Origin of the sequence: Streptomyces sp. NPDC096136 (genome assembly GCF_044763325.1) — a bacterium.
GTDB lineage: Bacteria > Actinomycetota > Actinomycetes > Streptomycetales > Streptomycetaceae > Streptomyces.
In genome coordinates this window covers 539,431-562,536 of the sequence record NZ_JBIWFZ010000002.1, presented here as the reverse complement: position 1 = coordinate 562,536, position 23,106 = coordinate 539,431, and the positions used below count along the sequence as shown (strand labels likewise).

24 protein-coding genes are annotated in these 23,106 nt (G+C 74.8%); 13 read left to right on the top strand and 11 right to left on the bottom strand.

What is annotated here, in order from left to right:
- Positions 1-89: 89 nt before the first annotated feature.
- Positions 90-257: a hypothetical protein gene (locus ACIRBY_RS05735; RefSeq protein ID WP_362067758.1), complete on the bottom strand. Its 168-nt coding sequence runs from the start codon at positions 255-257 to the stop codon at positions 90-92.
- A gap of 131 nt (positions 258-388) precedes the next feature.
- Positions 389-1,963 (bottom strand): alpha/beta hydrolase, encoded by a 1,575-nt coding sequence (locus tag ACIRBY_RS05730; RefSeq protein WP_403896618.1) that lies wholly within the window; start codon positions 1,961-1,963, stop codon positions 389-391.
- A gap of 162 nt (positions 1,964-2,125) precedes the next feature.
- Between ACIRBY_RS05730 and ACIRBY_RS05725 the strand changes: the two genes are divergently transcribed.
- Both ACIRBY_RS05725 and ACIRBY_RS05720 read left to right on the top strand, forming a co-directional pair.
- On the top strand, positions 2,126-2,650 hold the full coding sequence (locus ACIRBY_RS05725; RefSeq protein ID WP_403896616.1) for a GNAT family N-acetyltransferase: 525 nt from the start codon (positions 2,126-2,128) through the stop codon (positions 2,648-2,650).
- A gap of 143 nt (positions 2,651-2,793) precedes the next feature.
- Positions 2,794-3,483 (top strand): phosphatase PAP2 family protein, encoded by a 690-nt coding sequence (locus tag ACIRBY_RS05720; RefSeq protein WP_403896613.1) that lies wholly within the window; start codon positions 2,794-2,796, stop codon positions 3,481-3,483.
- A 22-nt stretch (positions 3,484-3,505) separates the two neighbouring features.
- Here the strand turns inward: ACIRBY_RS05720 and ACIRBY_RS05715 are convergent, their stop codons facing one another.
- Positions 3,506-4,774, bottom strand: a complete 1,269-nt coding sequence (locus ACIRBY_RS05715) for a serine hydrolase domain-containing protein (RefSeq protein ID WP_403896610.1) — start codon at positions 4,772-4,774, stop codon at positions 3,506-3,508.
- A gap of 378 nt (positions 4,775-5,152) precedes the next feature.
- Here ACIRBY_RS05715 and ACIRBY_RS05710 point away from each other — a divergent pair, with 378 nt between their 5' ends.
- From ACIRBY_RS05710 to ACIRBY_RS05690, 5 genes are all read left to right on the top strand, one after another.
- Positions 5,153-6,106 (top strand): PP2C family protein-serine/threonine phosphatase, encoded by a 954-nt coding sequence (locus ACIRBY_RS05710; protein WP_403896607.1) that lies wholly within the window; start codon positions 5,153-5,155, stop codon positions 6,104-6,106.
- 134 nt (positions 6,107-6,240) lie between these two features.
- Positions 6,241-7,212, top strand: a complete 972-nt coding sequence (locus ACIRBY_RS05705; RefSeq protein ID WP_403896605.1) for an MASE1 domain-containing protein — start codon at positions 6,241-6,243, stop codon at positions 7,210-7,212.
- A gap of 79 nt (positions 7,213-7,291) precedes the next feature.
- Positions 7,292-7,750, top strand: a complete 459-nt coding sequence (locus tag ACIRBY_RS05700; protein WP_403896602.1) for a MarR family winged helix-turn-helix transcriptional regulator — start codon at positions 7,292-7,294, stop codon at positions 7,748-7,750.
- A gap of 187 nt (positions 7,751-7,937) precedes the next feature.
- On the top strand, positions 7,938-8,339 hold the full coding sequence (locus tag ACIRBY_RS05695; RefSeq protein WP_403896599.1) for a ribonuclease domain-containing protein: 402 nt from the start codon (positions 7,938-7,940) through the stop codon (positions 8,337-8,339).
- A 160-nt stretch (positions 8,340-8,499) separates the two neighbouring features.
- Complete coding sequence (locus tag ACIRBY_RS05690) at positions 8,500-9,708, top strand: cytochrome P450 (RefSeq protein WP_403896597.1); 1,209 nt, start codon at positions 8,500-8,502, stop codon at positions 9,706-9,708.
- A 43-nt stretch (positions 9,709-9,751) separates the two neighbouring features.
- On the opposite strand, the gene ACIRBY_RS05685 is transcribed toward ACIRBY_RS05690, so the two are convergent.
- The 3 genes from ACIRBY_RS05685 to ACIRBY_RS05675 all read right to left on the bottom strand — a co-directional run bounded on the left by ACIRBY_RS05685 (position 9,752) and on the right by ACIRBY_RS05675 (position 11,875).
- Positions 9,752-10,177 (bottom strand): DUF5133 domain-containing protein, encoded by a 426-nt coding sequence (locus ACIRBY_RS05685; protein WP_403896595.1) that lies wholly within the window; start codon positions 10,175-10,177, stop codon positions 9,752-9,754.
- A gap of 241 nt (positions 10,178-10,418) precedes the next feature.
- Entirely contained in the window at positions 10,419-11,192 is a 774-nt protein-coding gene (locus ACIRBY_RS05680; RefSeq protein ID WP_403896592.1) for a maleylpyruvate isomerase family mycothiol-dependent enzyme, read from the bottom strand.
- A 47-nt stretch (positions 11,193-11,239) separates the two neighbouring features.
- Positions 11,240-11,875, bottom strand: a complete 636-nt coding sequence (locus ACIRBY_RS05675) for a TetR/AcrR family transcriptional regulator (RefSeq protein WP_403896590.1) — start codon at positions 11,873-11,875, stop codon at positions 11,240-11,242.
- 121 nt (positions 11,876-11,996) lie between these two features.
- Between ACIRBY_RS05675 and ACIRBY_RS05670 the strand changes: the two genes are divergently transcribed.
- Entirely contained in the window at positions 11,997-13,424 is a 1,428-nt protein-coding gene (locus ACIRBY_RS05670; RefSeq protein ID WP_403896588.1) for an amidase, read from the top strand.
- A 13-nt stretch (positions 13,425-13,437) separates the two neighbouring features.
- Here the strand turns inward: ACIRBY_RS05670 and ACIRBY_RS05665 are convergent, their stop codons facing one another.
- Both ACIRBY_RS05665 and ACIRBY_RS05660 read right to left on the bottom strand, forming a co-directional pair.
- The gene (locus ACIRBY_RS05665; RefSeq protein ID WP_403896586.1) at positions 13,438-14,775 is read right to left on the bottom strand and encodes a cytochrome P450; all 1,338 of its coding nucleotides are present in this window, start codon (positions 14,773-14,775) and stop codon (positions 13,438-13,440) included.
- Between the two features lie 181 nt (positions 14,776-14,956).
- Positions 14,957-15,922: an SMP-30/gluconolactonase/LRE family protein gene (locus ACIRBY_RS05660; protein WP_403896583.1), complete on the bottom strand. Its 966-nt coding sequence runs from the start codon at positions 15,920-15,922 to the stop codon at positions 14,957-14,959.
- A gap of 199 nt (positions 15,923-16,121) precedes the next feature.
- On the opposite strand from ACIRBY_RS05660, the gene ACIRBY_RS05655 reads away from it, so the two are divergent.
- A complete protein-coding gene (locus ACIRBY_RS05655) occupies positions 16,122-16,826 on the top strand; it encodes a hypothetical protein (RefSeq protein WP_403896581.1) in 705 nt (234 codons plus the stop codon).
- Positions 16,827-16,845: 19 nt separating this feature from the next.
- Here the strand turns inward: ACIRBY_RS05655 and ACIRBY_RS05650 are convergent, their stop codons facing one another.
- Positions 16,846-17,559: a DUF4232 domain-containing protein gene (locus tag ACIRBY_RS05650; protein WP_403896578.1), complete on the bottom strand. Its 714-nt coding sequence runs from the start codon at positions 17,557-17,559 to the stop codon at positions 16,846-16,848.
- Between the two features lie 163 nt (positions 17,560-17,722).
- Positions 17,723-18,409 carry a response regulator gene (locus ACIRBY_RS05645; protein WP_403896575.1) on the bottom strand — a complete coding sequence of 229 codons (687 nt, stop codon included), beginning with the start codon at positions 18,407-18,409 and terminating at the stop codon, positions 17,723-17,725.
- A 363-nt stretch (positions 18,410-18,772) separates the two neighbouring features.
- Here ACIRBY_RS05645 and ACIRBY_RS05640 point away from each other — a divergent pair, with 363 nt between their 5' ends.
- Both ACIRBY_RS05640 and ACIRBY_RS05635 read left to right on the top strand, forming a co-directional pair.
- Positions 18,773-19,483 (top strand): tRNA-dependent cyclodipeptide synthase, encoded by a 711-nt coding sequence (locus ACIRBY_RS05640; protein ID WP_403896573.1) that lies wholly within the window; start codon positions 18,773-18,775, stop codon positions 19,481-19,483.
- Complete coding sequence (locus ACIRBY_RS05635; RefSeq protein ID WP_403896570.1) at positions 19,480-20,661, top strand: cytochrome P450; 1,182 nt, start codon at positions 19,480-19,482, stop codon at positions 20,659-20,661. The genes ACIRBY_RS05640 and ACIRBY_RS05635 overlap by 4 nt, the downstream gene beginning before the upstream one ends.
- A 70-nt stretch (positions 20,662-20,731) precedes the next feature.
- Here the strand turns inward: ACIRBY_RS05635 and ACIRBY_RS05630 are convergent, their stop codons facing one another.
- Complete coding sequence (locus ACIRBY_RS05630) at positions 20,732-21,145, bottom strand: rodlin (RefSeq protein WP_403896567.1); 414 nt, start codon at positions 21,143-21,145, stop codon at positions 20,732-20,734.
- A 206-nt stretch (positions 21,146-21,351) separates the two neighbouring features.
- On the opposite strand from ACIRBY_RS05630, the gene ACIRBY_RS05625 reads away from it, so the two are divergent.
- Positions 21,352-22,344 carry a GlxA family transcriptional regulator gene (locus ACIRBY_RS05625; RefSeq protein WP_403896564.1) on the top strand — a complete coding sequence of 331 codons (993 nt, stop codon included), beginning with the start codon at positions 21,352-21,354 and terminating at the stop codon, positions 22,342-22,344.
- A 104-nt stretch (positions 22,345-22,448) separates the two neighbouring features.
- Entirely contained in the window at positions 22,449-23,090 is a 642-nt protein-coding gene (locus ACIRBY_RS05620) for a cysteine hydrolase family protein (protein ID WP_403896561.1), read from the top strand.
- The last annotated feature ends 16 nt before the right edge of the window (positions 23,091-23,106 follow it).

The following is a 23,106-nucleotide window of genomic DNA, read 5'->3' as shown; positions in this document are numbered from 1 at the left end:
CGCCGGCCCCACACTCCGCGCGCCGCCCATGGCGCAGACCGCCACCGGCGGAGCCGGCGCCGGGGTCTTCGGACCGTGCCGGGCCGCGGCTAGGAGGTCCGCCAGCCGGGCAGCCCGCCCGACGGGGGACGGCCCGCCATCACCTGGGCCAGGTGGTGGAGGATCTCCTCCGCCTCCCGGCGGACCTGACCCGGGACATCGCCGCGCTCGCGTACGAGCCGGTCGTAGATCGGCGCTTCACTGCTGGTGCTGCTCACTTAGGACGTCGCTCCCCTGAAGCCGGCACCGGCGGCCGGGCGGCACAAGTGTAGGTGGCGGAATCCCGGCACCCGAACACAGGTCGGTACGGGCGCCGGGGCAAAGGCCTGCACAGGGGGCAAAGCGGAACTCAGGGGCAGGTGGTTCCGTCCGCCGGTGCGCTCCCGTCGACGAGGAAGGAGTCGATGGCCTTGGTCGCGCAGGTGTCGTTCCCGTAGACCCCGTGGCCCTCGCCCTTCACCGTGAGGTTGACGCCGACGCCCCGCCCGAGCGCGTCGGCCATCCGCTTCGCGCCCTCGACCGGGGTGGCCGGGTCGCCGGTGTTGCCGACGACGAGGATCGGGGCCGCGCCCTCGGCGGCCACCTGCGGCCGGTCGGAGGTGCCGCGCACCGGCCAGTCGGTGCAGACCAGCAGGCCCTTCGCCAGGGACGGGCCGAAGACCGGGGAGGCGGAGCGGAAGGCGGACTCCTGGGCCCGCATGTCGTCCACGGTGTAGCGGCGGCCGGTGTCGGCGCAGCCGATCGCCGTATGGGCGGCGTCGGTGTTGTCGTAGCGGCCGTCCTGGCCGCGCCCGCCGTAGGCGTCCGCGATGGCGAGCAGGTTGTTCCCGGTGCCCAGCTGCCGCAGCTCGAACAGCCCCTGGACCAGGTAGTCCCAGGTCTGCTTGTCGTACAGGGTGGCGGCGATGCCGGTGAGCGCCGTGTCGGAGGTCAGCTTGCGGCCGCTCTTCGTGGGCGCGGGCTGCTTCTCCAGCTTCTCCAGCAGTTCGGCGATCCGCCGGTTGCCCTCGGCGGTGTCGGCGCCGGTGGGGCACTTGGCGGCGTACTTGTCGCGGCAGAACTCCATGGCGTGCTCCAGCGCCAGCTGGAACCCCTTGGCCTGGCCGAGGCCCGCCTGGAGCTCGTCCGAGGTGGGGTCGACCACGGCGTCGAACACGGTGCGGCCGACGTTCTTCGGGAACAGGTGCGCGTAGACGCCGCCCAGCTGGGTGCCGTAGGAGATGCCGAAGTAGTTCAGCCTGGCGTCGCCGAGGACCTGGCGCATCAGGTCCATGTCGCGCGCGGTGTCGGCCGTGCCGACGTGGGGGAGGACCTTGGCCGAGTTCCGCTCGCAGGCCTGCGTGTAGGTCCGGACGGCGTCGAGCGGGTTGTCGCCGGCGGGTCCGGGCCCCTCGTCCAGGGCCTTGTCGTCCAGGCAGATGACCGGGGCGGTGTTGCCCACGCCGCGCGGGTCGAAGCTGACCAGGTCGTAGACGGCGCCCAGCTTCTCGTAGTCCTTCGCCGCGTGCGGGAGCGTCCGCACGCCGGAGGCGCCCGGTCCGCCGAAGTTGTACACCAGCGAGCCGATGCGCTTGCCGGCGTCGGTGGCCTTCTTGCGGATCAGCGCCACGTCCAGGGTCTCGCCGTCGGGCTTCGCGTAGTCCAGGGGCGCCTTCATCGTGGCGCACTCCCAGCCCGCGCCGGGGGCCTTGCCGCCGCCCTGGGCCGCGGAGGGCGCCGGACAGGGGGCCCAGTCCGGCTTCTGCCCGGTCAGGGCGGCGGGGAGCGCGGCCGGCGGGGCGGCGGCGGGGGCGCTCGCCGGGGCCGAGGGTCCCAGCGCCGCGGGGGCCCCGCCGCCGTCACAGGCCGCCAGGACGGGGACCGCCAGCAGGGCGGCGGCGGTGAGGACCGCCGTCCGTGCGGGGCGGCGTATCGGGTGGGGCATGCGGGAGCTCCTGGTGGCGCGGGCGGCTACGGTGCCGTCGGGTAAACGGATGGCAAACTATCCGATCGGATTCCGGGCGGCGCCCCCGGGGTCGGCGGTGCGGGCGCCGCAGCGGCACATCGAAGCTGAACAGTCGGATGATCGGACTGTTACGGTCGGGGCATGCCCGAACTGATCGCCCCCTCCCCGCACCTGCACTCCTCCTGGCTCGACGCGCAGGCGGAATGGGGCGCCGACGCCCACATGGACGGCGCCGGACTGGGCTCCGCCGACGACGTGGACACCCCCGAGGGCTTCGAGGCCTGGACCGGGCGCCTGCGCCGCCAGGCGGACCGCACGGCGGCGGTCGAAGAGGGCCGCGTCCACGCCACGTACTGGTGGATCGCCGAGGGCGACACGTACCTGGGCGCCATCGACCTGCGCCACTACCTCACCTCCTTCCTCCTCGACGCCGGCGGCCACATCGGCTACAGCGTCCGCCCCTCGGCGCGCCGGCGCGGCCTGGCCGGCTGGGCGCTGGAGCGGGTCCTGTACGAGGCCCGCCTGATGGGCATGGACCGGGTCCTGCTGACCTGCGACCCCGGCAACGAGCCCTCGCGGCGCACGATCGAGCGGGCCGGCGGCGTCCTGGAGGACGTACGGGAGACCCTGATAGGCCCCAAGCGCCGCTACTGGGTCACCCTCTGACGGCGACTCGCCCCTCTCGCCCCGCCGGTCACGGCCGCCACCCGGGTCCCGCTCGCTACAGTGCGGTACACCCCGCAGGCGGGGGCGGCGGACGGGACCGTACCCGCTGCGGCCCCCTTCCAGGACCGTGAGAGGCAGCCCGCATGCCCGACCCCGCCCCGGACGGACGGCGCCGGGCCCGCCTGCGGAACCCCGGCCCGGCGGCCCGGACGGCCCTGGTGTCCTCGACCGCGTTCGCGCTGCTCGCGCTGGGGGTGACCCTGGCGCCCGTCGGTCCGCTGCCCGGCGACCCCGGCCCGCACGCCTGGTCCCTCGTGCACCGGCCGGCCCTCGGCCTGGCCGTGGCCCGGGCGGTCACCGCCACCGGCACGGGGGTCTGGCCGTACGCCCTGGTCGTCCTGGCGGGCCTGTACGCCGGCCGCGACACCCGCCGGCGCCTCGTGACGGCGGCCGCGTTCGCCCTGTGCCTCGCCACCGGGCAGGCCGTGCGGTACACGGTGATGACCCTGATCGCCCGGCCGAGGCCCCCGGCCGCCGACTGGGCCACCCACGCCGGGAACTGGTCCTTCCCCTCCGGCCACGCCACGACGGGGGCCCTGGTCGCCGGACTCCTGCTCGCGGCGCTCGCCCTGCGGGGCTCCCCGGGCCCGGCCCGGACGGCCGCCGCCGCGCTGATCGTCGCCTGGGGTGCGGCGGTGGGGCTCAGCCGGGTCTACCTCGGCGTGCACTGGCCCTCGGACGTGCTCGGCGGCTGGCTCCTGGCCACCGCCTGGCTGTCGCTCGCCGCCCTCACCGCCCGCCGGTACGGCCCGGGGCCCGCCACCGGAACGTAGGCGGGCCCCGGGCGGGAGGGCGTCAGCGGACGTCGCGCTCCGGCAGGTCCACCTCGGCCGGAGCCGAGGCGAAGCCCCGGGCCTTCGCCGCGGCGGCCGGCTTCTTGCCGCAGAACGCCCCCTCCAGGGTCGCGCCGAGCGCGGTGTTCGCGGCGCCCCGGTTCGAGGTGTTCGCCATCGCGGTGAGGCTGCGCTTGCCGTCGCGGGTGGTGAACGCGTACGTGTAGAAGCCCTGCACCGTGCCCGTGTGCCCGTACACCGAGGTGCCGCAGGACAGGTCGTACCGGCGCAGGCCCAGCCCGTAGAAGCGGGTCTTGGCCGCGTCCGTCGGGGTCATGACCAGCATCTCGTCCAGCAGCTTCGGCGCGACCAGCTTGCCGCCCACCAGCGCGGACATGAAGGTGCTGAGGTCCGCCGGGCTGGAGATCATCGCACCGGCCGACTGCGCCCAGGACACCGTCTGCTCGGTGGAGTCGACCAGCGGGGCGCCGGCCTCGTCCGGGGTGAGGTAGCCGTGGGTGTGCAGGCCCGCGATCTCCGTGCCGGGGTGCACGTACGCGGTGTCGCGCAGCTTCAGCGGCTTGATGATGCGGCGCTCGTACTCCTTGGCCACCGGCTTCCCGGTGGCCTTCTCGATGAGCATGCCGACGACCACGAAGTTGGTGTTCGAGTACTGGTAGGAGGCCCCGGGCTCGGTCGTCCTGGGCTCGGCCAGCGAGAGGTTCACCAGCTCCTGGTAGCTGAACACCTTGTTGCGGACGGCCTCGAAACCGGGGACGGTCTTGTCGAACATGGCGTTCGTGTAGTCCGACAGCCCGCTGCGGTGGGTCAGCAGGTGGCGCACCGTGATCCGGTCGTCGGGCAGCAGACCCGGCAGGTAGTGGTTGACCGGGGTGTCCAGCTCGATCTTCTTCTCGTCCACCAGCTGGAGCAGCACGACGGTCGAGAAGGTCTTGGTGACGCTGCCGATCCGGAAGCGGGCCCGGGTGTCCATGGCCGCGCCCGTGACCTTGTCGCTCACGCCCTCCGTCGCGCTCAGGGCCCGGCCGCCCTCGGCGATCCGGGCCAGCGCGCCCGGGGCTCCGGCGGCGAGGGTGTTGCGCAGCGCCTGGTCGACGGCCTCCATGTCCGGGGCCGGCAGTGCGGGGCCGGCGGTGCGCAGGGCCTCGGCGGAGGGGGCGGTGGCGGCCTGGGCGGCGGTGGCGGGCGCCACGCCGGCGACCACGGCCAGCAGGGCGGCGCCGGCGGCCAGGCGACGGTTCAGGGGACGGCGGTGGGCGGACAGGGGCACGTTGCTCCTCGGATCGGTCGGTGCGGTTCCCGCGGCCCCGGGAGGCAGCCGGGGTGATCATGAGCCTACCGAGGCCGCCGCGGCCGCCTGATGCTCCGTCACTGCGCATGCGGCCGAAAGTCGTTGTCCGTTCCTACGAGTGCCCCGGTGCGGCGGCCCGTGCGCCCGATGGGGGACACGGCCGGCGCGGGGGCGCACTCCGGCCGCCGTGGCGCGGCGGCGGCGCGCGCGGGAGGGCCGACGTCCGGCCCGGATGATCCGGCCGCCCGCCCGGCACCCGGCGGCGCCGGGCGGGCGGAGGCGAGCCGAAATATGATGTGCCTGGGTCTTTCGCACAGCGGGAGCAGAGAGGCAGATGGACATACCCCGGAGTGGTCCGTGACCCCGCGCCGGCGGCACCCTCGGCCGGCCAGCGCCGATCTGCTGACCACGCTGGGGCGGCTCACCGCCCAGGCGCGGGAGGGTGCCCAGCTGCACCACACCCGGGTCGAACTGGCCGAGGCCCTCCAGCGCGAGATGCTGCCCGCCACCCTTCCCGTCCTGCCGGGGCTGCGGGCCGCCGCCCGGTACGCGCCCGCCCAGCACGGGCTGGACATCGGCGGCGACTGGTACGACGGGTTCCGGCTGCCCGAGGGCGCCCTCGCGTTCTCCATCGGCGACGTCCAGGGGCACGACGTGGCGGCCGCCGCCTTCATGGGCCAGGTGCGGGTCTGCCTGCGCGCCGTCTCGGCCGTCGTCTCCGACCCCGGGGAGGTGCTGGGCCGGGCCAACGAGGTCCTGCTCTCGCTGGACTCCGAGCTGTTCGCCACGTGCAGCCTGCTGCTCTTCGACCCGGGCACCGGTGAGCTCCAGGGCGCCCGGGCCGGCCACGTCCCCGCCGTCTGGGCCACCGTCGACGGCCGCCACGGCATCGCCGAGGACGCCGGCGGGCCGCCGCTGGGCCTGGTCCCCGGGGCGGGGTACGGGGTCACCCGGCGCAGGCTGACCGCCCCGGGTTCCATCGTGCTGCTGACCGACGGGGTGGTGGAGGGGCCGTCGTTCCCCATCGAGGTGGGGCTGGAGCGGGTGTCCCGGATCGTGCGGGAGGCGGCGGGGGGCGACCCCGACGAGCTGGCCGCCGAGGTGATGAAGGTCGCCGACTCCACCGGCCACGCCGACGACGCGGCGGTCCTCGTCCTCAGCCACGACGGCCCGGACGGCCTGACCGACGCCGACGGCCCGGACGGCCCCGACGGCGGGCGCGGCGGCTCCGCCGGGCGGACCGACTCGGACGGCCCCGAAGGCCCGGACGGCATCGACGGGTGGGGCGGGGACGACGCCGCGGGCGCCTGACCCGCCGGCCGTCACCCGCCCCGCCGGCCGCCACCCCGCCCCGCGGCGGTGCCCGGGCGCCCCGCCGTCGCGGGCCGGCCCGCCGGTCGCGCGTGTCACGCCCGGCCGGGACGGCCCGCCTGTTGTCTGATGCTGTGGTGCGCACCCTGGAATGGCGGCGTCCGTGGGGAACGCTCCTGCTGGTCCTCGCCGTCGCCGCCGCCTACTACGCGACCGGCCGGCTCGGACTGCTGCGGCAGGTGGTGGTCGACGGCGCGGTCGTCACCCCTCTGTGGCTGCCCACCGGGATCGCGCTGACCGCCCTGCTCCGGTTCGGCCTGCGGGTCTGGCCGGGAATCGCCCTCGGAACCTACCTCTCCATCGAGCAGATCGCCGCGTTCCACCTCGCCGACCTCGGCATCGTGGCCGGCAACGTACTGGCACCGGTATGCGCCCTGCTGCTCCTGCGCCGGGCCGGATTCCGCCCCGAACTGGACCGGCTCCGCGACGGGCTGGCGCTGGTCTTCCTGGGCGGACTGCTCCCGATGCTGATCAGCGCCACCGCCGGGACGTGCACGCTCGTGCTCACCGGGAACCTGCCGGCGGACAGCTTCTGGCCGACCTGGTCGGCCTGGTGGGCGGGGGACACCATGGGAGTGCTGCTGGTGACCCCGCTGCTGCTGGCCCTGCGCTGGACGGGGCCGCCCCGCGACCCCTACCGGGTGGCCGAGGCGGTGGCGCTGACGGTCGCCACCGTCGTCACCACCGTCATCGCCACCCACAGCGCCCTGTCCCTGCTGTTCCTGGTCTTCCCCCTGCTCATCTGGGCCGCGGTGCGCTTCCAGCTGGCCGGGGCGGCGCCCTGCGCCCTGCTGGTGTCCGTCCTGTCGATCTGGGCGGCGACCGACCACGCCGGCCCCTTCGCCGAGCACAGCCTCCTGGAGGTCATGGTCAACCTCCAGGCCCTCAACGGCGCCGCGGCGCTGACCGGGCTGCTCCTGGCGGCGCTGGTCACCGAGCAGAACAACGTCCGGCTGAAGATCGAGGAGGCCTGCGAGGAGCTCGCCGAGGTGGTCGCCCACCTCTCTCCCGGCGACAGGGACGACGGCCCTCCCGGCCGGCCCTAGCCGGAACCGGGGGCATTCCTGCACATCTCCTTGACTCCTCAAGCTTTTTTCATATCCTTGAGGAGTCAAGGAGGTAGCAATGAGTGATGCGCTGGATGTGTCCCTGCGCTTGGTGAAGGCCCAGACCGCCCTGGTCCGCCGGTTCGACTCCCGCCTGGGTTCCCTGTACGGGGTGAGCCTGGCCGACTTCCTGGTGCTGCTGCACCTGGGGCGGGCCGAGGGCGGCCGGATGCGGCGGGTGGACCTCGCCGGGGCGCTCGGGCTCACGGCCTCGGGCGTGACCCGAGGGCTGGCGCCCCTGGAGCGGATCGGCCTGGTGGAGCGCGAGACCGACGCCCGCGACGCCCGCGTGGCGTACGCGGCCCTCACGGACGCCGGGCGCGAGCGGCTGGGCCACGCCCTCAAGGCCGCCGAGCAGGTGGCCGCCGACGTCTTCGCGGCCCCGGAGTGGGCCGACGGCGACCTCGGGGCGCTGAGCGGCCTCCTCACCCGCCTGGGCGGCACCGGCCTCCCCGAGGACCGAGCCCCCGAGGCCTGACCCCCCGCCGCCGGGGCCGCCCCGCCCCGGAGCGGCCCCGGCGCAAGCGGAGCCGAGTCCTCAGGAGAACGGTGGTTTACGGGCCGGGGGAGTTGAGGTCGCACCCGGTGCCACCTCGGTGAACGGGCGTGGAACAGCTGCGCGTTGGCGTTGACCGTGCCCGCTCTACGCGCGTTGTGTGGGGCGCATGAGGATTCCCCCACGCATCGCGTCCATAGCCGCCGCGGCCGCCGTCGCCGCCACCCTGTTCACCGGTCAGGCCGCCACGGCCGCCCCGGCCCCCGCGCCCGCCGCCGTGGCCTCGGTCGGCAGCGTCTGTTACTCCGCGCTGCCCGACGAGGCGTACGACACCCTCGAACTCATCGACCAGGGCGGCCCGTTCCCGTACTCCCAGGACGGGATCGTCTTCCAGAACCGCGAGCGGGTGCTGCCGGCCCAGACCGCCGGCTACTACCACGAGTACACGGTGATCACCCCCGGCTCGCCGACGCGCGGCGCCCGACGGATCGTCACGGGCAGGCAGTACCGGGAGGACTACTACACCGCCGACCACTACGCCACGTTCCGGCGCGTCGACTTCGGCTGCTGACGCGGGAAGCGGAACACCCCCGAGGCCTCCCCCGGTCCTCCCCCGCGGCCGCGGGGGAGGACCGGGTCCCCCGTCGCCGCCCCTTCATGGTTACTGTGTGGGGTGCACACGCATCTGCGTGTGACCGTGCAGGGCAACACATGCATTCAGGGGGATTGCAATGGCGCTTGGTACCGAAATGGTGGAACTGCTGGAGCTGAGTCCGGACTTCGTCCGCGACCCGTACCCGGTCTACGCGCAGCTGCGCGAGCGCGGACCCGTCCACCACGTGCGCACGCCCGACGGCGAGGAGCTGTGGCTGATCGTCGGGTACGAGGCCTGCCGCGCGGCCTTCAACGACCCGCGGCTGAGCCGCGACTGGCTCCGCTCCGGCGACATCAGCCAGATCATCAACGTCGAGCAGGACAATCCGGCGCTGGCCCACATGCTGATGGCCGACCCGCCGCACCACACCCGGCTGCGCCGCCTGGTGGCCCGGGCGTTCACCCCGCGCCGCATCGAGGAACTGGCCCCGCGCATCCAGCAGATCACCGACGAACTGCTCGACGCCATGGAGGCGGACGAGGAGCGCCGGACCGACCTCCTGGAGGCCCTGGCCTTCCCGCTGCCGATGACCGTCATCTGCGAGCTGCTCGGTGTCCCGGGCCTGGACCGCGACGCCTTCCGCGCCTGGTCCAACGAGGCGGTCGCCCGCACCAGCCCGGAGGCCGAGGCCGCCGCGTACGAGGGGATGATCGCGTACCTGACCGGTCTCATCGACGCCAAGCGCGCCGAGCCCGGCGACGACCTGCTCAGCGCCATGATCCACGCCGTCGACGAGGGCGGCGACCGGCTCTCGCCGTCCGAGCTGATCGGCATGTCCGTCCTGCTGCTGATCGCCGGTCACGAGACCACCGTCAACATGATCGGCAACGGGATGCGCGCGCTGTTCGCGCACCCCGAGCAGCTCGCCGACCTGCGCGCGGACTTCGGCCTGCTCGACGGCGCGATCGAGGAGATGCTCCGCTACGACGGGCCGGTCGAGACGTGCACCGAGCGCCTCGCCCTGGAGGACGTGGAGATGGCCGGAGTGGTGATACCCAAGCGCTCCACCGTCCTGATCGCCATGGCCGACGCGGACCGCGACCCGGCCCGCTTCGAGGACCCCGACCGCTTCGACATCCGCCGCGACGCCCGCGGCCACATCGCGTTCGGGCACGGCCTGCACTACTGCCTCGGCGCCCCGCTCGCCCGTCTGGAGGGCCGGATCGCCCTGCGCTCGCTGCTGGAGCGCTTCCCGGAACTCACCGGTGACGCCGACGAGGCCAAGCTGCCCTGGGTCCCCGGCATGCTGATCCGCGGGGTGAAGCAGCTGCCCGTCCGCTGGTGAACCGGGTCCCGGGGCCCCGTTCCGCGGGGCCCCGGGACCGGTCCTACTCGCCGGCGGCCGACAGGTGCCGCTCGGCCGCCAGGACCGCCTGGTGCGTGCTGGGCCGGCCCATCAGCACGCACAGGGTGTAGGCGACGTCGTCCATGGCCCGCAGGGTGCCGGGGTCCGTCGGCGCGGCCGCCAGGCGGGCCTGGCAGCCGCGCAGCCGGGACAGCACCTCCTCGGTGCGCAGCCGGCTCGGCAGGATCCCCACCGTCTGGACCGCGCCCGGGCGGACCGGGCCGCGGGCCGCTTCCAGGGACCGGCGCAGGGCCCGCTCGATCCGTACGGGCATCGGCATGCCGAGGGTGCCGGCGACCATCGCCGCCGCCACCTCCACCGCCGTGACGCGGGCCAGTTCGGCCGCCGCCAGCAGGATCTGCTTCGCCTCGCGCACCGAGCAGGGGGCCGCCGCCATCAGCAGCCCCACCGCCCACGTGTGGGTCGGGCCCTCGCCGGGCGGCCCTCCCCGAGCGGGAGCGACCTCGGCCGGCAGGGCCGGGGACGGCGGATCACCAGGAGGCGCCACGAGAGGATCCCTTCAGCCCGAGGCCGCGCACTGCGGCGACGAGGAGCACGTCAGGCTTGCCGCCCCTCGCGGGACGTGTCCCCTCACACGCTGACACACCCGGTGGCGATCCGCATCGCGTGCCCGGCCGGGGGCGGCGGTCTCAGAACTCGGAGTTGGCGAACCAGAGGTCCAGCAGCTCCCGGTCCCCGAGGGCCTCGACCGTCGCCGCCGAGCGGTCCAGGCGGCCGTAGAGCAGGAGGAGGAGGTCGGCGGCCGGGGCGCGGACCGCGGCCTCGGCGGGCTCCTCGTCCGCGGCGCCGTCCAAGGCCGTTCCGAAGCCGTCGGGGCGCAGCCGGACCAGCCACGAGCCCTCCGTGTCGGTGCACTCGAAGCGGATGCTGCGGTCCGCTCCGCGCAGGTTGGCCACCTTCGGGGCGAAGAGCGCGGCGAAGGGCAGGTTGGCGAGGAACTCGTCCACGCCGTCCCGGGCCCACGCCGTCCCGATGGCGGAGGGAAGCCCCAGCGCCCGCTCCGCGTCGACCCGGTGGACGAGGGTCTCGAACAGCATCCGGCGCACCCAGAAGCGGGCGTGGCCGTCGGCGCCCCAGACCCACATGGGTGCGTCCAGGTCGGTGCTCGCGAACACCTCGGCCGCCTCGGCGGCGCCCTCCTCCAGCCAGTCGGCGTAGCCGTCCGCCCGCTCGGGCAGCCGCAGGTCCACGTCACGGCTGGTCGGCGGCGCCTGGATGCGCTGCCGCAGCAGCACCGAGAACCAGCGGTGGACGCTTCCGGCGTGCCGGGCCAGGTCGGTCAGGTTCCAGCCGGGGCACGTGGGCACGGGGGCCGTCATGTCGGCGTCCCGGACCAGGTCCGCGAACCGGGCGGCCTCCGCCGCCACGGCCGCCCGGTGGTCGAGCTGGTCGGCTGTGTTCATGATGGGGAGCCCTTCCGGCCTGTCGGATCATTGCCCCAGGCACTCTTTCACAGCCCGGACGCCGGCCCTCCACCGGCTCCGCCGCCTTCGAGCTCCCAGAGCCGGGCCAGGTGCGCGTGCAGGACCTCCTGGGCCCCGTCCGCGGTGAGGTGCCCGATGAGCACGTGCGCGGTGAGGCCGTCCGCGAGGGCGAGCAGGGCCCGCGCCTCCCGCCGCGGGTCGAGGGGCACGGGCAGGGCGCGGCCCCCGGCCGCTTCCCCGAGCAGCCGGGCGAACATCGCCTCCAGTGCCGCGTAGTTCGTCCTGAGGGTCTCGGCCAGCGGGGCGCTGACCGCCGCCTGGGCGACGAACGCCAGCCAGACCCGGGCCTCCGCCCGGTGCTCCTCGCGCAGCAGGGCGACCTCCGTGGCCGCGTGGCCCAGGGCGGAGGCGGCCGACTGGGCCGGGCTGCGCACGAGCCGGGCCCGCACCCGTTCGCCGACCCCCTCGCCGATCTGCCCGAGGGTGAACAGCAGCATCTCCTCCTTGGTGCGGAAGCAGCGCTGTACGGCGCCCATCGACACCCCGGCCCGCCCGGCGACGTCGCGCAGGGTCACGCCCTCCAGCCCGCTCTCCTCCGCGAGGCGGCACACCGCCTCGGCGATCAGCCTGCGCCGCTCCTCGTGGTCCACCTGTCTCGGCATGTCCCCCGCCTCCCTGTCCGCCTCCGCCGCGCTGCCCGCAGTTTATTCGATGCGACCGCATCGGTTCCCGTATATGGTTCCGATGCAAGCGCATCGAAACGAGGGCGGGAGAGTACGGGCCATGCGGGAAGACCTCTGGAAGATGACGGCCGCCGCCCAGGCGGGAGCCGTGCGCGACGGCGAGGTGTCCGCCGCCGAACTGGTCGAGAGCCACCTGGAACGCATCGCGCAGGTCAACCCCCGGGTGAACGCCGTCACCCAGCTGATGGCGGAACGGGCCCGCGTGGACGCGGCCCTGACGGACCGCCGGCGCGCCGAGGGCGGGGAGCTCGGGCCCCTCGCCGGCGTCCCCTTCACGGTGAAGGAGACCACCCCGGTCGGGGGCGTGCCGACCACCTTCGGCGTGCCCCGCTTCCGCGACCTGGTCGCGGCGGCCGACGCGCCCCCCGTGGCCCGGCTCCGCGCCGCCGGGGCCATCCCGATCGGCCACGCCAACATGCCCACCCTCGTCCTGGCCGGGATGCACACCCGCAGCGAGCTCTTCGGCGACACCGCCAACCCCTGGGACCCGGCCCGCACCCCGGGCGGCTCCAGCGGCGGCGACGCGGTGGCCGTCGCCACCGGCATGGCCGCCCTGGGCCTCGGCAACGACTCCGGCGGCTCCATCCGCGTCCCGGCCCAGTTCTGCGGGGTCGCCGGACTCAAGCCGACCACCGGCCGCTTCCCCGCCGACCACCGCGTGCTCGGCCCCGACGACCCCGGCCCGGCCTCCCAGCTGCTCGTCACCGACGGTCCGTTCGCCCGTACCGTGGCCGACCTCCGCCTCGCCTACGAGGCCCTCGCAGGCGCCGACCCCCGCGACCCCAGGGCCGTACCCGTACCCGCGTACGGCCCCGCGCTGCCCGGCCCCGCGAAGGTCGCGGTGGTGGCCGACCCCGGCGGGCGCGGGGTCCACCCGTCGGTGCGCGCCGCCCTCGCCGACGCGGCCGCCGCGCTCGCCGACGCCGGGTACGAGGTGTGCGAAGTCCCCGACGTACCCCGCCTCGACGAGACCCTCGACGCCTACGACCGCATCACGATCACCGAGTTCGCCCCGACCTGGCCGGTGGTCCGCACCCTTCTCGGCGAGGGCGGCGACCGCTACATCCAGAGCGTCATGGAACGCACCGCGCCCGCGACCGCCGACGAACTCGTGCGCCTGATGGGCACCTGGCTGGGCATCCGGCGCTCCTGGGCCGAGTTCCTCGACGCGTACCCGCTGGTCCTCGGCCCCTCCTTCACCGAGCCGCCGGTCGAGCCGGGGCTGGAGTCACGCGACCGGGCCGGCCGGGACCGGGTCGCCTCCGGCATGCGCCTGTGCACCGCGACCAGCTTCGTCGGCGTACCCGCCGCGGCCGTCCCCACCGGACTGCGCGAGGGGCTCCCGTCCGGCGTGCAGATCATCGGACGGGCCTTCCGCGAGGACCTCTGCCTCGCCGCCGCCCAGGCCGTCGAGGACCGCCTCGGCGTCCTCGCGCCGGTCGACCCCCGTACCGCCGGCCCGGCCTGATCCGCCACACGGCCTACGGTCCGGCCGGGGCGAGCGTCGCCGGGGTCGGGCCGTCGGGACGGACCGTGATGCTGTAGGCGGCCCCGCCCGGCACGGAGGCGAAGGACGGCCTGTACCGGGGCAGCAGGTGCTCCAGCAGCACCGTCGACTCCCGCAGCGCGAACTGCGTGCCCAGGCAGGCCCGGGGGCCGAGCCCGAAGGGCAGGTAGGCGCCCTGCCGGGCGGGGCGGCCGCCCCCGGCCGTGAAGCGCCGCGGGTCGAAGCGCTCCGGATCCGGCCACAGCAGCGGATCGCGGTGCGTCAGGTACGGGCAGACCAGCACGTCGCTGTCCGCCTCCACCGCGTACCCGGCCACGGTGTCCGCCTCCGCCGTGTACCGGGGCAGGATCCAGGCGGACGGGTAGAGCCGGAGGGTCTCGGAGACCAGCGCCCGGACCGCCTCCCTGCGCTCCGGCGACCCCTCGGGGCCCGCCGCGAGGGCCTCCCCGCGCGCCTGCGGATGCCGGTCGAGCAGCAGGTACAGCCAGGTGAGGGTGGTGGCGGTGGTCTCGTGCCCGGCCACGAGCAGGGTCACCAGCTCGTCGCGCACCAGCCGGTCGGTGTACTCGGGGCGCTCCCGCGCGGCCTCGGCCAGGACCTGGAGCAGCCCCGGCCCGTCGGGCCCGGCCTCCCCGCGTCGGGCGGCGGCCACGGCCTCCCGGGCCACCGCGTCGATCCGGGCGAGGTCCGCGGCCACCGAGTCCCGCGCCTCCACGGCATCGGCCGGCAGGCTCGGCAGCGCCGCCACCACGGCCGCCACGGAGGCCAGTTCGCGGGCGGTGGCCGGGTCCAGGGGGTGGCCGGTGAGGGAGCGCCAGATGGTGTCGAGGGCGAAGCGGCGCATCTCCTCCCCGACGTCGAAGACCTGCCCGGTGCGCGCGTAGCCGGCCCAGCGCCCGGCCGCGGTCCGGGCCGCCCCGGCGATCCGCCGCTCGTAGCGGCGCATCCCCGTCCCCGTGAACTGCGCCTGCAGCAGCCGCCGCTGCCGCTTCCAGGCCTCGCCGGTCGCGGCCAGCACCCCGTCGCCGATCAGCAGGCGGGCGCGGTGCGAGCGCTTGACGTACCGGTCCGGGTGCAGGGCGAGCACGTGCTGCACGGCCTCCGGCGCGGTGACCAGGACGGTGGGCCGCGGCCCCAGCCGGACGGCGGCCACCCCGCCGAGCCGCTCCCGCGCCCGTGCCAGCAGGTCGATCAGCTCCCCACCCCCGGCGCGCCACGCCTCCACCGCCGCGCCGTCCAGTTCGGGCACGGGGCGGCCGCCCGGTCCGTCCGGCTGCCGGGGGAGCTGCGCGGGGGCTGCGTCTGTGGCCACGGGGCTTCTCCTGTCCGGCCGGCGGCCCGGCCGTCGAGAGGTGCGGGTCATCACGGACTGTACGCGGGCGGATGCCGCCCCACCCGCCGTACGGATCTTCCGGACCGTCCGCACCCCGCACGGCCGGCGGACGAACTCGGCGGCCCGGGACGCCCCCTGGGGTCCGTCCGGCGGGTCAGGGTCACCCCGGGCCCCCGGCCGCCTCCGGCAGCTCGTAGATCCTTCCGTCGACGCCCGCCCGGTACAGCCGCCCCGCCGCGAAGCCCCGGTCGCCCCGCCCGTACACGATCTGCGTGGACAGCCGCAGCTCCGGTCCCGACGCGGCGGCGCACAGCGCCCCGCCCTCGACCCGCCAGACCTCTCCCGCCGCGTGCGTGGCGATCAGCGGCCGCCCCCGCCCGTCGAGGGTGAGCCCGTCCGGCAGCGCCAGGGCGTCGGCCCCTCCGGCCGCGACCCACCGCCGCGGCCGGCCCGGGTCGCCGGCGGGGATCCGGTACACCCCGGGCGAGAGGGTCGTCTGGACCACGTACACCTCGGCACCGTCCGGGGACACGGCGATCCCGTTCGGCTGCGGGATCCGCGCCCACGCCGGATCCACCCGGCCGTCGGGGGTGACGCGGCCGATGCCCGAGCCGCCCAGGGTCGTCGTGTACACGGTCCCGTCGGGGGCAGTCGCGACCCCGTCGACACCGCCGAGCCCCGAGGCGTACACCCGGACGGACCCGGTCTCCGGGTCCACCTCCAGCAGCTTCGACACCGGGAGCAGGCCCCCGGTCAGCGAGTGCGCCAGGTCGTTGCCGGTGCCGACGAGGAGCCGGCCGTCCTCGCGCACCACGATCCCGCCGTTGGCCCCGATGTCCCCGGTGAGCGCGACGGGCGCCGCCCCCGGCGCGTCGATGCGGTACACGCGCCCGCTGAAGTAGGCGGTGGCGAACATCCGGCCCCGCCGGTCCACCGCGATCGACTCGACCCAGTCCGGGACGTAGGCCACCTGCACCGGCCCGCCCGAGGAGGCGGCCGCGCACCGGGGCGCGGCCTGCGCCGGCGCGGCGGGTACGAGGACCCCCGCTCCCAGCGCCCCCAGTACGGCCAGCAGTGCGACACCGCGACGGCGCACGGCCGTGCGCGAGACCTTGTCCGACCCCATCGGTTCCCCTCCCCGGGCGCTGCGGTCCGCCCCGTGCAGTATCGGCCCGCACGCCGCTGCGGACGACCGCCTCGCGGGCCAACTCCCGGCGCCGGGCGGCCGGAACCGCTCGCCCGGACACCGCGCACCGGGCGCCTGCGGCAACCACAGGGGCGCATGTGACGATGGCCCCGGCACATCCGCACCACATGGGGGGACCATGCGCACCCGTACCACCACCGCCGGCCTCGCCGCCACCCTCGCAGCGCTGCTCGCCCTCTCCGGGTGCACCTCGTCCGACGGCTCCCCGCACGCATCGAGCCCGCCCGCGGCCGCACCCGCGCCCGTGCAGGGCGGCGGCTCCGGGTACGAGGGCCCGCGCCCGCAGGACCAGAACCTGCTGGCCTGGACGGGCGACCCCAACGACGCGGGCCACGTCACCGCCCAGTCGGCCGCGGGGGTCGGCGGCCGGATCACCCTGGTGCGGATCGGCCTGCGCGAGCAGATCACCTGGTCCAACGTCTGGCTGGGCCTGGCCGGCGTCGACCCGAACGCGCAGCTCTCCAACTGCTACCTCGGCGTGTACGACGCCGCCGGCAAGCTGGTCGCCTCCACCGCCGACATCTCGCCCCAGCTGATGACCGACGCGGTGGCCAAGCCGATGCCCTTCACCAAGCCGTTCACCGCCGCCGGCGGCACCTACTTCATCGCCCTCCTGCTGAACGGCAACTGGGCCACCAACGCCCTCACCCTGAAGGCCACCGGCGCCGGCATCTCGGTGAACGCGGGCCTGACGCCCCCGGCCCTGCGCTACAGCACGGTCCTGACCGGGCAGACCTCGCTGCCGCCCGCCCTCAACCTCTCGGAGCAGTCCACCAGCACCATCAACACCGGCTGGGGCAGCCAGTGGTACGGCATCTCCTGACGCCGTACCAGGGCCGGTCTCAGGAGGGCTTCGTCAGGGAGAAGGGCGTGACCGTCACCTTGTTGTCGCACTCGGCGAACTGCCCGTCGTCCATGCCGATCTGGTGCGAGCCCGCGCCCGGGACGCGGAGGACGAGGCTGGGGAAGACGACGGGCGTGGAGCCGGACGCGCAGTAGCCGTCCGCCTCGCCCTGGACGTTGACGAACGTCAGCTTCGTCCACGCGCGGGCGCCCGGGGTGAGCGACACCGGGGCGGCCGTACCGCTGTTGGTGGTGGCCAGCGGCAGGTTCTTTTCGGGGGAGCCGTTGCCGGCGCCGGCGACCTGCGGGAAGCCGAGCAGGGTGCAGGTGGAGCGGCTGGTGACCGATACGACCACCGCCCCGGTCCCGGTGCCGGGCGGGCGGACGTCGGCCTGGTGGGCGGGGGAGACCTCCACGTCCTCGATCGTGCAGGGCTTGGCCTTGCCGCCCCCGCCGGGCGCCGAGGGGGTCGGCTTCGCGGAGCCCCCGCCGCCGGTGGAGGAGCCCCCGGTGGAGGAAGAGCCCCCGGAGGAGGAGCCCCCGGATCCGCCGACGGGCGTCGCCGTCGCCGACGCCGGGGGTGCGGGCGGCGCGGACGGCGGGGCGGCCGCGCCCGAGTCCCCGGTCGGGCCGCAGCCCGTCATCAGGGCGGCGGCCGCCGCGGCCGCCGCCAGCGCCGTGGCGGTGCGCCGAGGACCTGCTGTGTACTGCATGGGGTGCTCCCGTGGCTCACGACCGGCCCGCGCCGGCTCTCGCGTCGACGGACACGCGCCGCGGTCCGCCGGGGTTGCGCAGGTGGGACGCTGTGGCGGTTTCGTGACACGGCCCCGCCGGCGTGCGGTCGGCGCGTCCCGGGGAAGGGGCCGGGCCCGCGGCTCAGCCGTCCCGGCCCCCGCCGCCCCCGACCACGCCCAGCCCCGCGTCCCGGGCGCGCGCGACGGCCTCGGCCCGGGTGACGACGTCGAGCTTCTCGAAGATGTGGGTGATGTGGTTGCGGACCGTCTTCTCCGCGAGGAACAGCTCGCGCGAGATCCGGCGGTTGTCGTAGCCCCGGGCGACCAGGTCCAGCACCTCCACCTCGCGGGCCGTCAGCGCGGGGAGGACCCGCTCCGCCTCGCGCCGGGGCCCGCCGGTGACCAGCGCGGCGATCCGCGCGGCCACGTCGGGGCCGAAGACCGCGCCACCGGCCGCCACCGTGCGCACCGCGTGCAGGACCTCCTCCCGGCCGGCCCCCTTGACCAGGTAGCCGCGCGCGCCCGCGTGCAGGGCCGCCAGGAGGCTGCCGTCGTCGTCCGCCATGGTCAGCACCAGCACCTGCAGCTCCGGGTGCTCCCCGGCGAGCCGCCGGGTGGCCTCGATGCCCGAGCCGTCCGGCAGGGACAGGTCCATCACCACGACCTGCGGCCGGCCCGCGGCCACCGCGGCGGGCAGCTCGGAGAGGGTCTGCGCCTCACCCACCACGCGGATGTCGTCGGCGCTCTCCAGCGCCGCCCTCAGCCCCTCGCGAAACAGCGGGTGGTCCTCGACGATCACCACGCGGACCTGCGTCTTCTCGGACTGCATGCACCCCACTATGGGCGATCACGGCCCGGATCCCGGGGAAGGCCCGCCAGGGCGGTCCGGCACGGGGAGCGTTTCCGGACTTCGGGTTCCGGCCACCCGGCACATGTGGCCCATCCGGCGATCTTGTAGGGGAAAGGTGTCATTGAGCCAGGGAACCCGTCTGATCATCACCATGCAGGGCAGAACAACAGCCCCGCACGTCACAGCTGTTGACTGGGGCAACAGCTGAGTCCAGAAGCCGAGACGAACTGTGCGGTAATCCAACCGGAGCCGTGCTTTGCGGCTAGGTTCTGAACGTCGCCGCCGCACCCGGGACACGGGGTCCGAGCGGGGAATCGCGGCGACAGGGACGTGACCACTCCCATGACAACAGCAACCCGGACCAGCGCCTTCCGCGTTGACCCCTACACCCCGCACTGCCAGGTCATCGCCGGTGAGGGCGACCACGCCGTCATCGGAATCTCGCCCGGCAACTCCTACTTCTCCGCCCAGCGCGTGCACGCGCTCGCCGAATGGGCCCTGGACAACTTCCGGCAGGCCGACCTCATCTACACCGACCTGCATGTGGCCGAAATGTATGTGGCCATGGGCTATCCGGAGGACGAGGCCCGTCGAAAAACAGTCAAGAACCTCCGCGGCGTGCGCGCCAAGGTGACCAACGCCGTGGCCGATATCGACCCATCGGGAACCCGCCTGCGCGGCAGGCCGATGTCCTCGCTCCAGGGCATCCCCGCGTACGACCGCATGCACGCGGACCTGCTGGAACGGCTCGGCACCGATCCGGCGTTCGCCCAGACCGCGAACGAACTCGTCGACATCTTCCTGTCCTCGAAGGTGCTCGGCGGCCGGCAGCCCACCGCGCACCAGCGCAGGGTCTGCCTCGACTACGTGTGCGCCGAGGCGCCCCTGTTCCTCGACACCCCGGCGATCCTGGGCGTCCCCTCGTCCCTGAACTGCTACCACCAGGCGCTGCCGATGGCGGACCTGCTCTACTCGCGCGGCGCCGGACTGCGGGCCTCCCGCAACCAGGGCCACGCCGTCGTCACCCCCGCCACCGAAGGAGACCAGCTGTGACCACCCACGCGGAGCCGATCCTCGACTTCCCCTTCACGTGGGACGGCACCCACCTGCCCGCCCAGATCGGCGAACTCGCCCCCGTGGTGAAGGTGCGCACCATCGCCGGGGCCGAGGCCTGGCTGGTCTCCTCGTACGCGCTCGTCAAGCAGGTCCTCGAGGACGACCGGTTCAGCCTCAAGAACACCTCCGACCCGGGGGTGCCGCGCCAGTACGCGCTGACGATCCCTCCCGAGGTCGTCAACAACATGGGCAACATCACCGGTGCCGGCCTGCGCAAGGCCGTCATGAAGGCGATCAACCCCAAGGCCCCCGGCCTCCAGGAGTGGATGGAGGGCCACGCCGCCGAGCTCGTCGAGCGGATGCTCCGGCACGGCGCCCCCGTCGACATCCGGTCCCTGTTCACCGACCCCTTCTCGGAGGCGATGCACTGCCAGATCCTCGGCATACCGCAGGAGGCGGCCCCGCTGCTGTCGGAGTCGCTGCCGATCGCCTTCATGAACAGCCCCCGCGAGATCCCGGCGGCCCGCCTGAACTGGGACCGCGACATCGCGTACATGACCGCCCGCCTCGACGACACGGAGCAGGGCCTCATCGGCGACCTCGCGAAGCTGCGCGGCACCGAGGGCTACGAGCACGTCAGCGACGAGATGTTCGCGACCGTCGGCGTCACCCTGTTCGGCGCGGGCGTCATCTCCACCGCCGGGTTCCTCGCCATGGCACTGGTCACCCTGCTCACCCACCCGGAGGAGGCCGACCACCTGGCCGACCACCCGGAGCTGATGCCCCAGGCCGTGGACGAGCTCCTGCGGATCAACCTCTCCATCGGGGACGGCCTGCCCCGGCTCGCCATGGAGGACATGGCCCTCGGCGACGTCGAGGTGAAGAAGGGCGAGCTGGTGCTCGTCCTGCCCGAGGGCGCCAACTTCGACCCCTCCGTGTTCCCGGACCCGCACCGCCTCGACTTCACGCGGGCCAACTCCTCCGCCCACTTCTCCTTCGGCGGCGGCTCCCACTACTGCCCCGCCACCGCCCTCGGCAAGAAGCACGCCGAGATCGGCCTGCGCGCCGTCCTCGCGGCGATGCCCCGGCTGCGGCTGGCCGTCCCCGTCGAACAGCTCGTCTGGCGCACCGGCTTCATGAAGCGGCTGCCCGAGCGGCTGCCGGTGATGTGGTGACCGCCGCCCGGTCCCGCTGACGGCACGACGAGGCCCCCCACCCCGGACGCGGGATGGGGGGCCCGGTCGATCAGCTGCCGGCGGAGAGGTTGCCGGAGAGGACCGGGATGTTGTCCAGGATGTGCGAGAGCGGCTCGTCGCCCTTGGCCTGGGTGGAGTTCTCGGTGCACTGCTGGTTCTGCGGGTTGGACAGGACGTTGATGTCCTGGACACCGACGTTGGCGATGAGGGCGACCAGCGACTGGGCGTTGACCTTCGCCGGCAGGGCGATGCAGGGCTTGTTGAGGGTGCCCTGGACCAGGCTGAGCTGCGGGCTCATCGCGCCCTCGGTCTTCTGGTTGCCGTAGATCTGGGCGGCACCGTTGCCGTTGACGGTGTTGATCCCGTTGTCGTTGCCGATGGCCATGGCCGGGGCGGCAGCGGCAGCGCCCGCACCGATCGCGGCGGCGGTGGCTGCGGCGGTGACCATCATCTTCTTCAGCATGCTGGAAAGGTTCCTTGTCTGGCGGAGGACCGGCCCCGGCTGGGGAGGTCTTCCTGGTAACGGGACACCTCCCCGCGAGGTGGCGCTAGATCACCCGATCGCCTGGCGGGAGGACCGCGACCGGCCCGGCCCTGTTGACCGGCGTGTCCGAATGTGACGGGGAAGCGTCATTGCGGCCGTGCCGCGGGCGCGGCGAGGATGGGGCCATGCCCACCCCGCACCGTGTCGTCATCGCGGTCTTCCCCGATGTCGACCTCCTCGACGTCACCGGCCCCGCCGAGGTCTTCGCGCTGGCCAACCGCGAGACCGCGGGCCGGGCCGGGTACGAGGTCCGCCTCGCCGGCTCCGCCGCCGGGGCGGTGCGCACGTCGGCGGGCGTGCGGCTGCTGACCGACGTGGCGTTCGCCGAGGTCGGCGCGCAGGTGGACACCCTGCTCGTGCCGGGCGCGGTCGACATGGCCGAGGACGGCCCGGTCGCCCGGATCGACGAGGAGGTCGTGGCCTGGGTGCGGGAGACCGCGCCGCACGCCCGGCGCGTGGCGTCGGTCTGCGTCGGGGCCCATCTGCTGGCCGCCGCCGGGCTGTTGGACGGGAGGACGGCCACCACCCACTGGTCGACCGCCGCCCAGCTCGCCGCGGACCACCCCGCGGTCACGGTCGACCCGGACCCGATCTTCGTCCGGAGCGACCGGGGCCGGCTGTGGACGGGGGCCGGGATCAGCGCCTGCCTGGACCTGGCGCTCGCGCTGGTCGCCGAGGACCTCGGCGAGCAGACCGCGCTCGCCGTGGCCCGGCAGCTGGTGATGTACCTCAAGCGGCAGGGCGGCCAGAGCCAGTTCTCCGTACCGCTCAGCCGCCCGGCCGCCGGGCGCCGGGACATCGACGAACTGCGGCTGTGGATCGCCGACCACCCCGACGCCGATCTGTCCGCTCCGGTCCTGGCCGCCCGGATGTGCCTGAGCGAACGGCACTTCGCCCGCGTCTTCACCCAGGAGACGGGCACCAGCCCCGCCGCGTACGTCGAAGCGGTCCGCGTCGAACTGGCCCGCCGCCTGCTGGAGACCACCGACAGTCCGCTCGACCAGGTGGCGGCCGGCTCCGGACTCGGCTCGGCGGAGACCCTGCACCGGGCCTTCAGGCGGCAGCTCGCCACCACCCCGGCGGCCTACCGGCGCCGCTTCCGCACCCGGACGGCCTGAGGGCCCCGGACCCCCCCCACCACCCCTTTCCCCCGGCGGACGGCCGGGCGGAGCGCTTCGCCCTGCCCGATTCCGCCGGACCGCATCCCGATGAAAGGCATCCTGTGAGCACCACGAGCACCACCGCCACCGCCACCGCGTCCGCGACCCTGCGGGAGCTGAGCGGACTGGAGTCCCGGCCGCCGCGGCTGGGTGAGTCCGCCCTGGTCATGATCGACTTCCAGAACACCTACCGCACCGGCGTCATGGCCCTGGAGGGCGCCGAGGAGGCCCTCGCGGCCGGCGCCCGCCTGCTGGAGCGCGCCCGCGCGGCCGGCACCCCCGTCGTCCACGTCGTCCACGACGGCGGCGAGGGCAGCCCGTACGACGTTCGCGCGCACATCGGCGCCATCGCCGACGAGGTCGCCCCGGCCGACGGCGAGCCCGTCGTCGTCAAGGGGTTCCCCAACGCCTTCCGCGCCACCGGGCTGGAGGAGACCCTGGCCGGACTCGGCTTCGAGGCCGGCAGCGGCAAGGACCTCGTCCTGGCCGGGTTCATGACGCACATGTGCATCACGTTCACCGCCCAGGAGGCCTTCAACCTCGGCTACCGTCCCACGGTCGTCGCCGGGGCCACCGCCACCCGCGCCCTGGCCGCCCCGGACGGCACCGTCCAACCCGCCGCGGCCCTCCAGGCCGCGGCGCTGACGACGATCACCGACCTGTTCGGCGTCGTCGTCCCCACCGCGGAGGACCTGCCCGCCTGAGCGGCGGCCGGACGGC

Excerpts from the sequence above, each read along its gene's own strand:
- ACIRBY_RS05730 (WP_403896618.1), bottom strand. The coding sequence starts at position 1,963 with ATGCCCCACCCGATACGCCGCCCCGCACGGACGGCGGTCCTCACCGCC.
- ACIRBY_RS05725 (WP_403896616.1), top strand. The coding sequence starts at position 2,126 with ATGCCCGAACTGATCGCCCCCTCCCCGCACCTGCACTCCTCCTGGCTC.
- ACIRBY_RS05720 (WP_403896613.1), top strand. The coding sequence starts at position 2,794 with ATGCCCGACCCCGCCCCGGACGGACGGCGCCGGGCCCGCCTGCGGAAC.
- ACIRBY_RS05700 (WP_403896602.1), top strand. The coding sequence starts at position 7,292 with ATGAGTGATGCGCTGGATGTGTCCCTGCGCTTGGTGAAGGCCCAGACC.
- ACIRBY_RS05695 (WP_403896599.1), top strand. The coding sequence starts at position 7,938 with ATGAGGATTCCCCCACGCATCGCGTCCATAGCCGCCGCGGCCGCCGTC.
- ACIRBY_RS05690 (WP_403896597.1), top strand. The coding sequence starts at position 8,500 with ATGGCGCTTGGTACCGAAATGGTGGAACTGCTGGAGCTGAGTCCGGAC.
- ACIRBY_RS05680 (WP_403896592.1), bottom strand. The coding sequence starts at position 11,192 with ATGAACACAGCCGACCAGCTCGACCACCGGGCGGCCGTGGCGGCGGAG.
- ACIRBY_RS05675 (WP_403896590.1), bottom strand. The coding sequence starts at position 11,875 with ATGCCGAGACAGGTGGACCACGAGGAGCGGCGCAGGCTGATCGCCGAG.
- ACIRBY_RS05670 (WP_403896588.1), top strand. The coding sequence starts at position 11,997 with ATGCGGGAAGACCTCTGGAAGATGACGGCCGCCGCCCAGGCGGGAGCC.
- ACIRBY_RS05660 (WP_403896583.1), bottom strand. The coding sequence starts at position 15,922 with ATGGGGTCGGACAAGGTCTCGCGCACGGCCGTGCGCCGTCGCGGTGTC.
- ACIRBY_RS05655 (WP_403896581.1), top strand. The coding sequence starts at position 16,122 with ATGCGCACCCGTACCACCACCGCCGGCCTCGCCGCCACCCTCGCAGCG.
- ACIRBY_RS05650 (WP_403896578.1), bottom strand. The coding sequence starts at position 17,559 with ATGCAGTACACAGCAGGTCCTCGGCGCACCGCCACGGCGCTGGCGGCG.
- ACIRBY_RS05645 (WP_403896575.1), bottom strand. The coding sequence starts at position 18,409 with ATGCAGTCCGAGAAGACGCAGGTCCGCGTGGTGATCGTCGAGGACCAC.
- ACIRBY_RS05640 (WP_403896573.1), top strand. The coding sequence starts at position 18,773 with ATGACAACAGCAACCCGGACCAGCGCCTTCCGCGTTGACCCCTACACC.
- ACIRBY_RS05630 (WP_403896567.1), bottom strand. The coding sequence starts at position 21,145 with ATGCTGAAGAAGATGATGGTCACCGCCGCAGCCACCGCCGCCGCGATC.
- ACIRBY_RS05625 (WP_403896564.1), top strand. The coding sequence starts at position 21,352 with ATGCCCACCCCGCACCGTGTCGTCATCGCGGTCTTCCCCGATGTCGAC.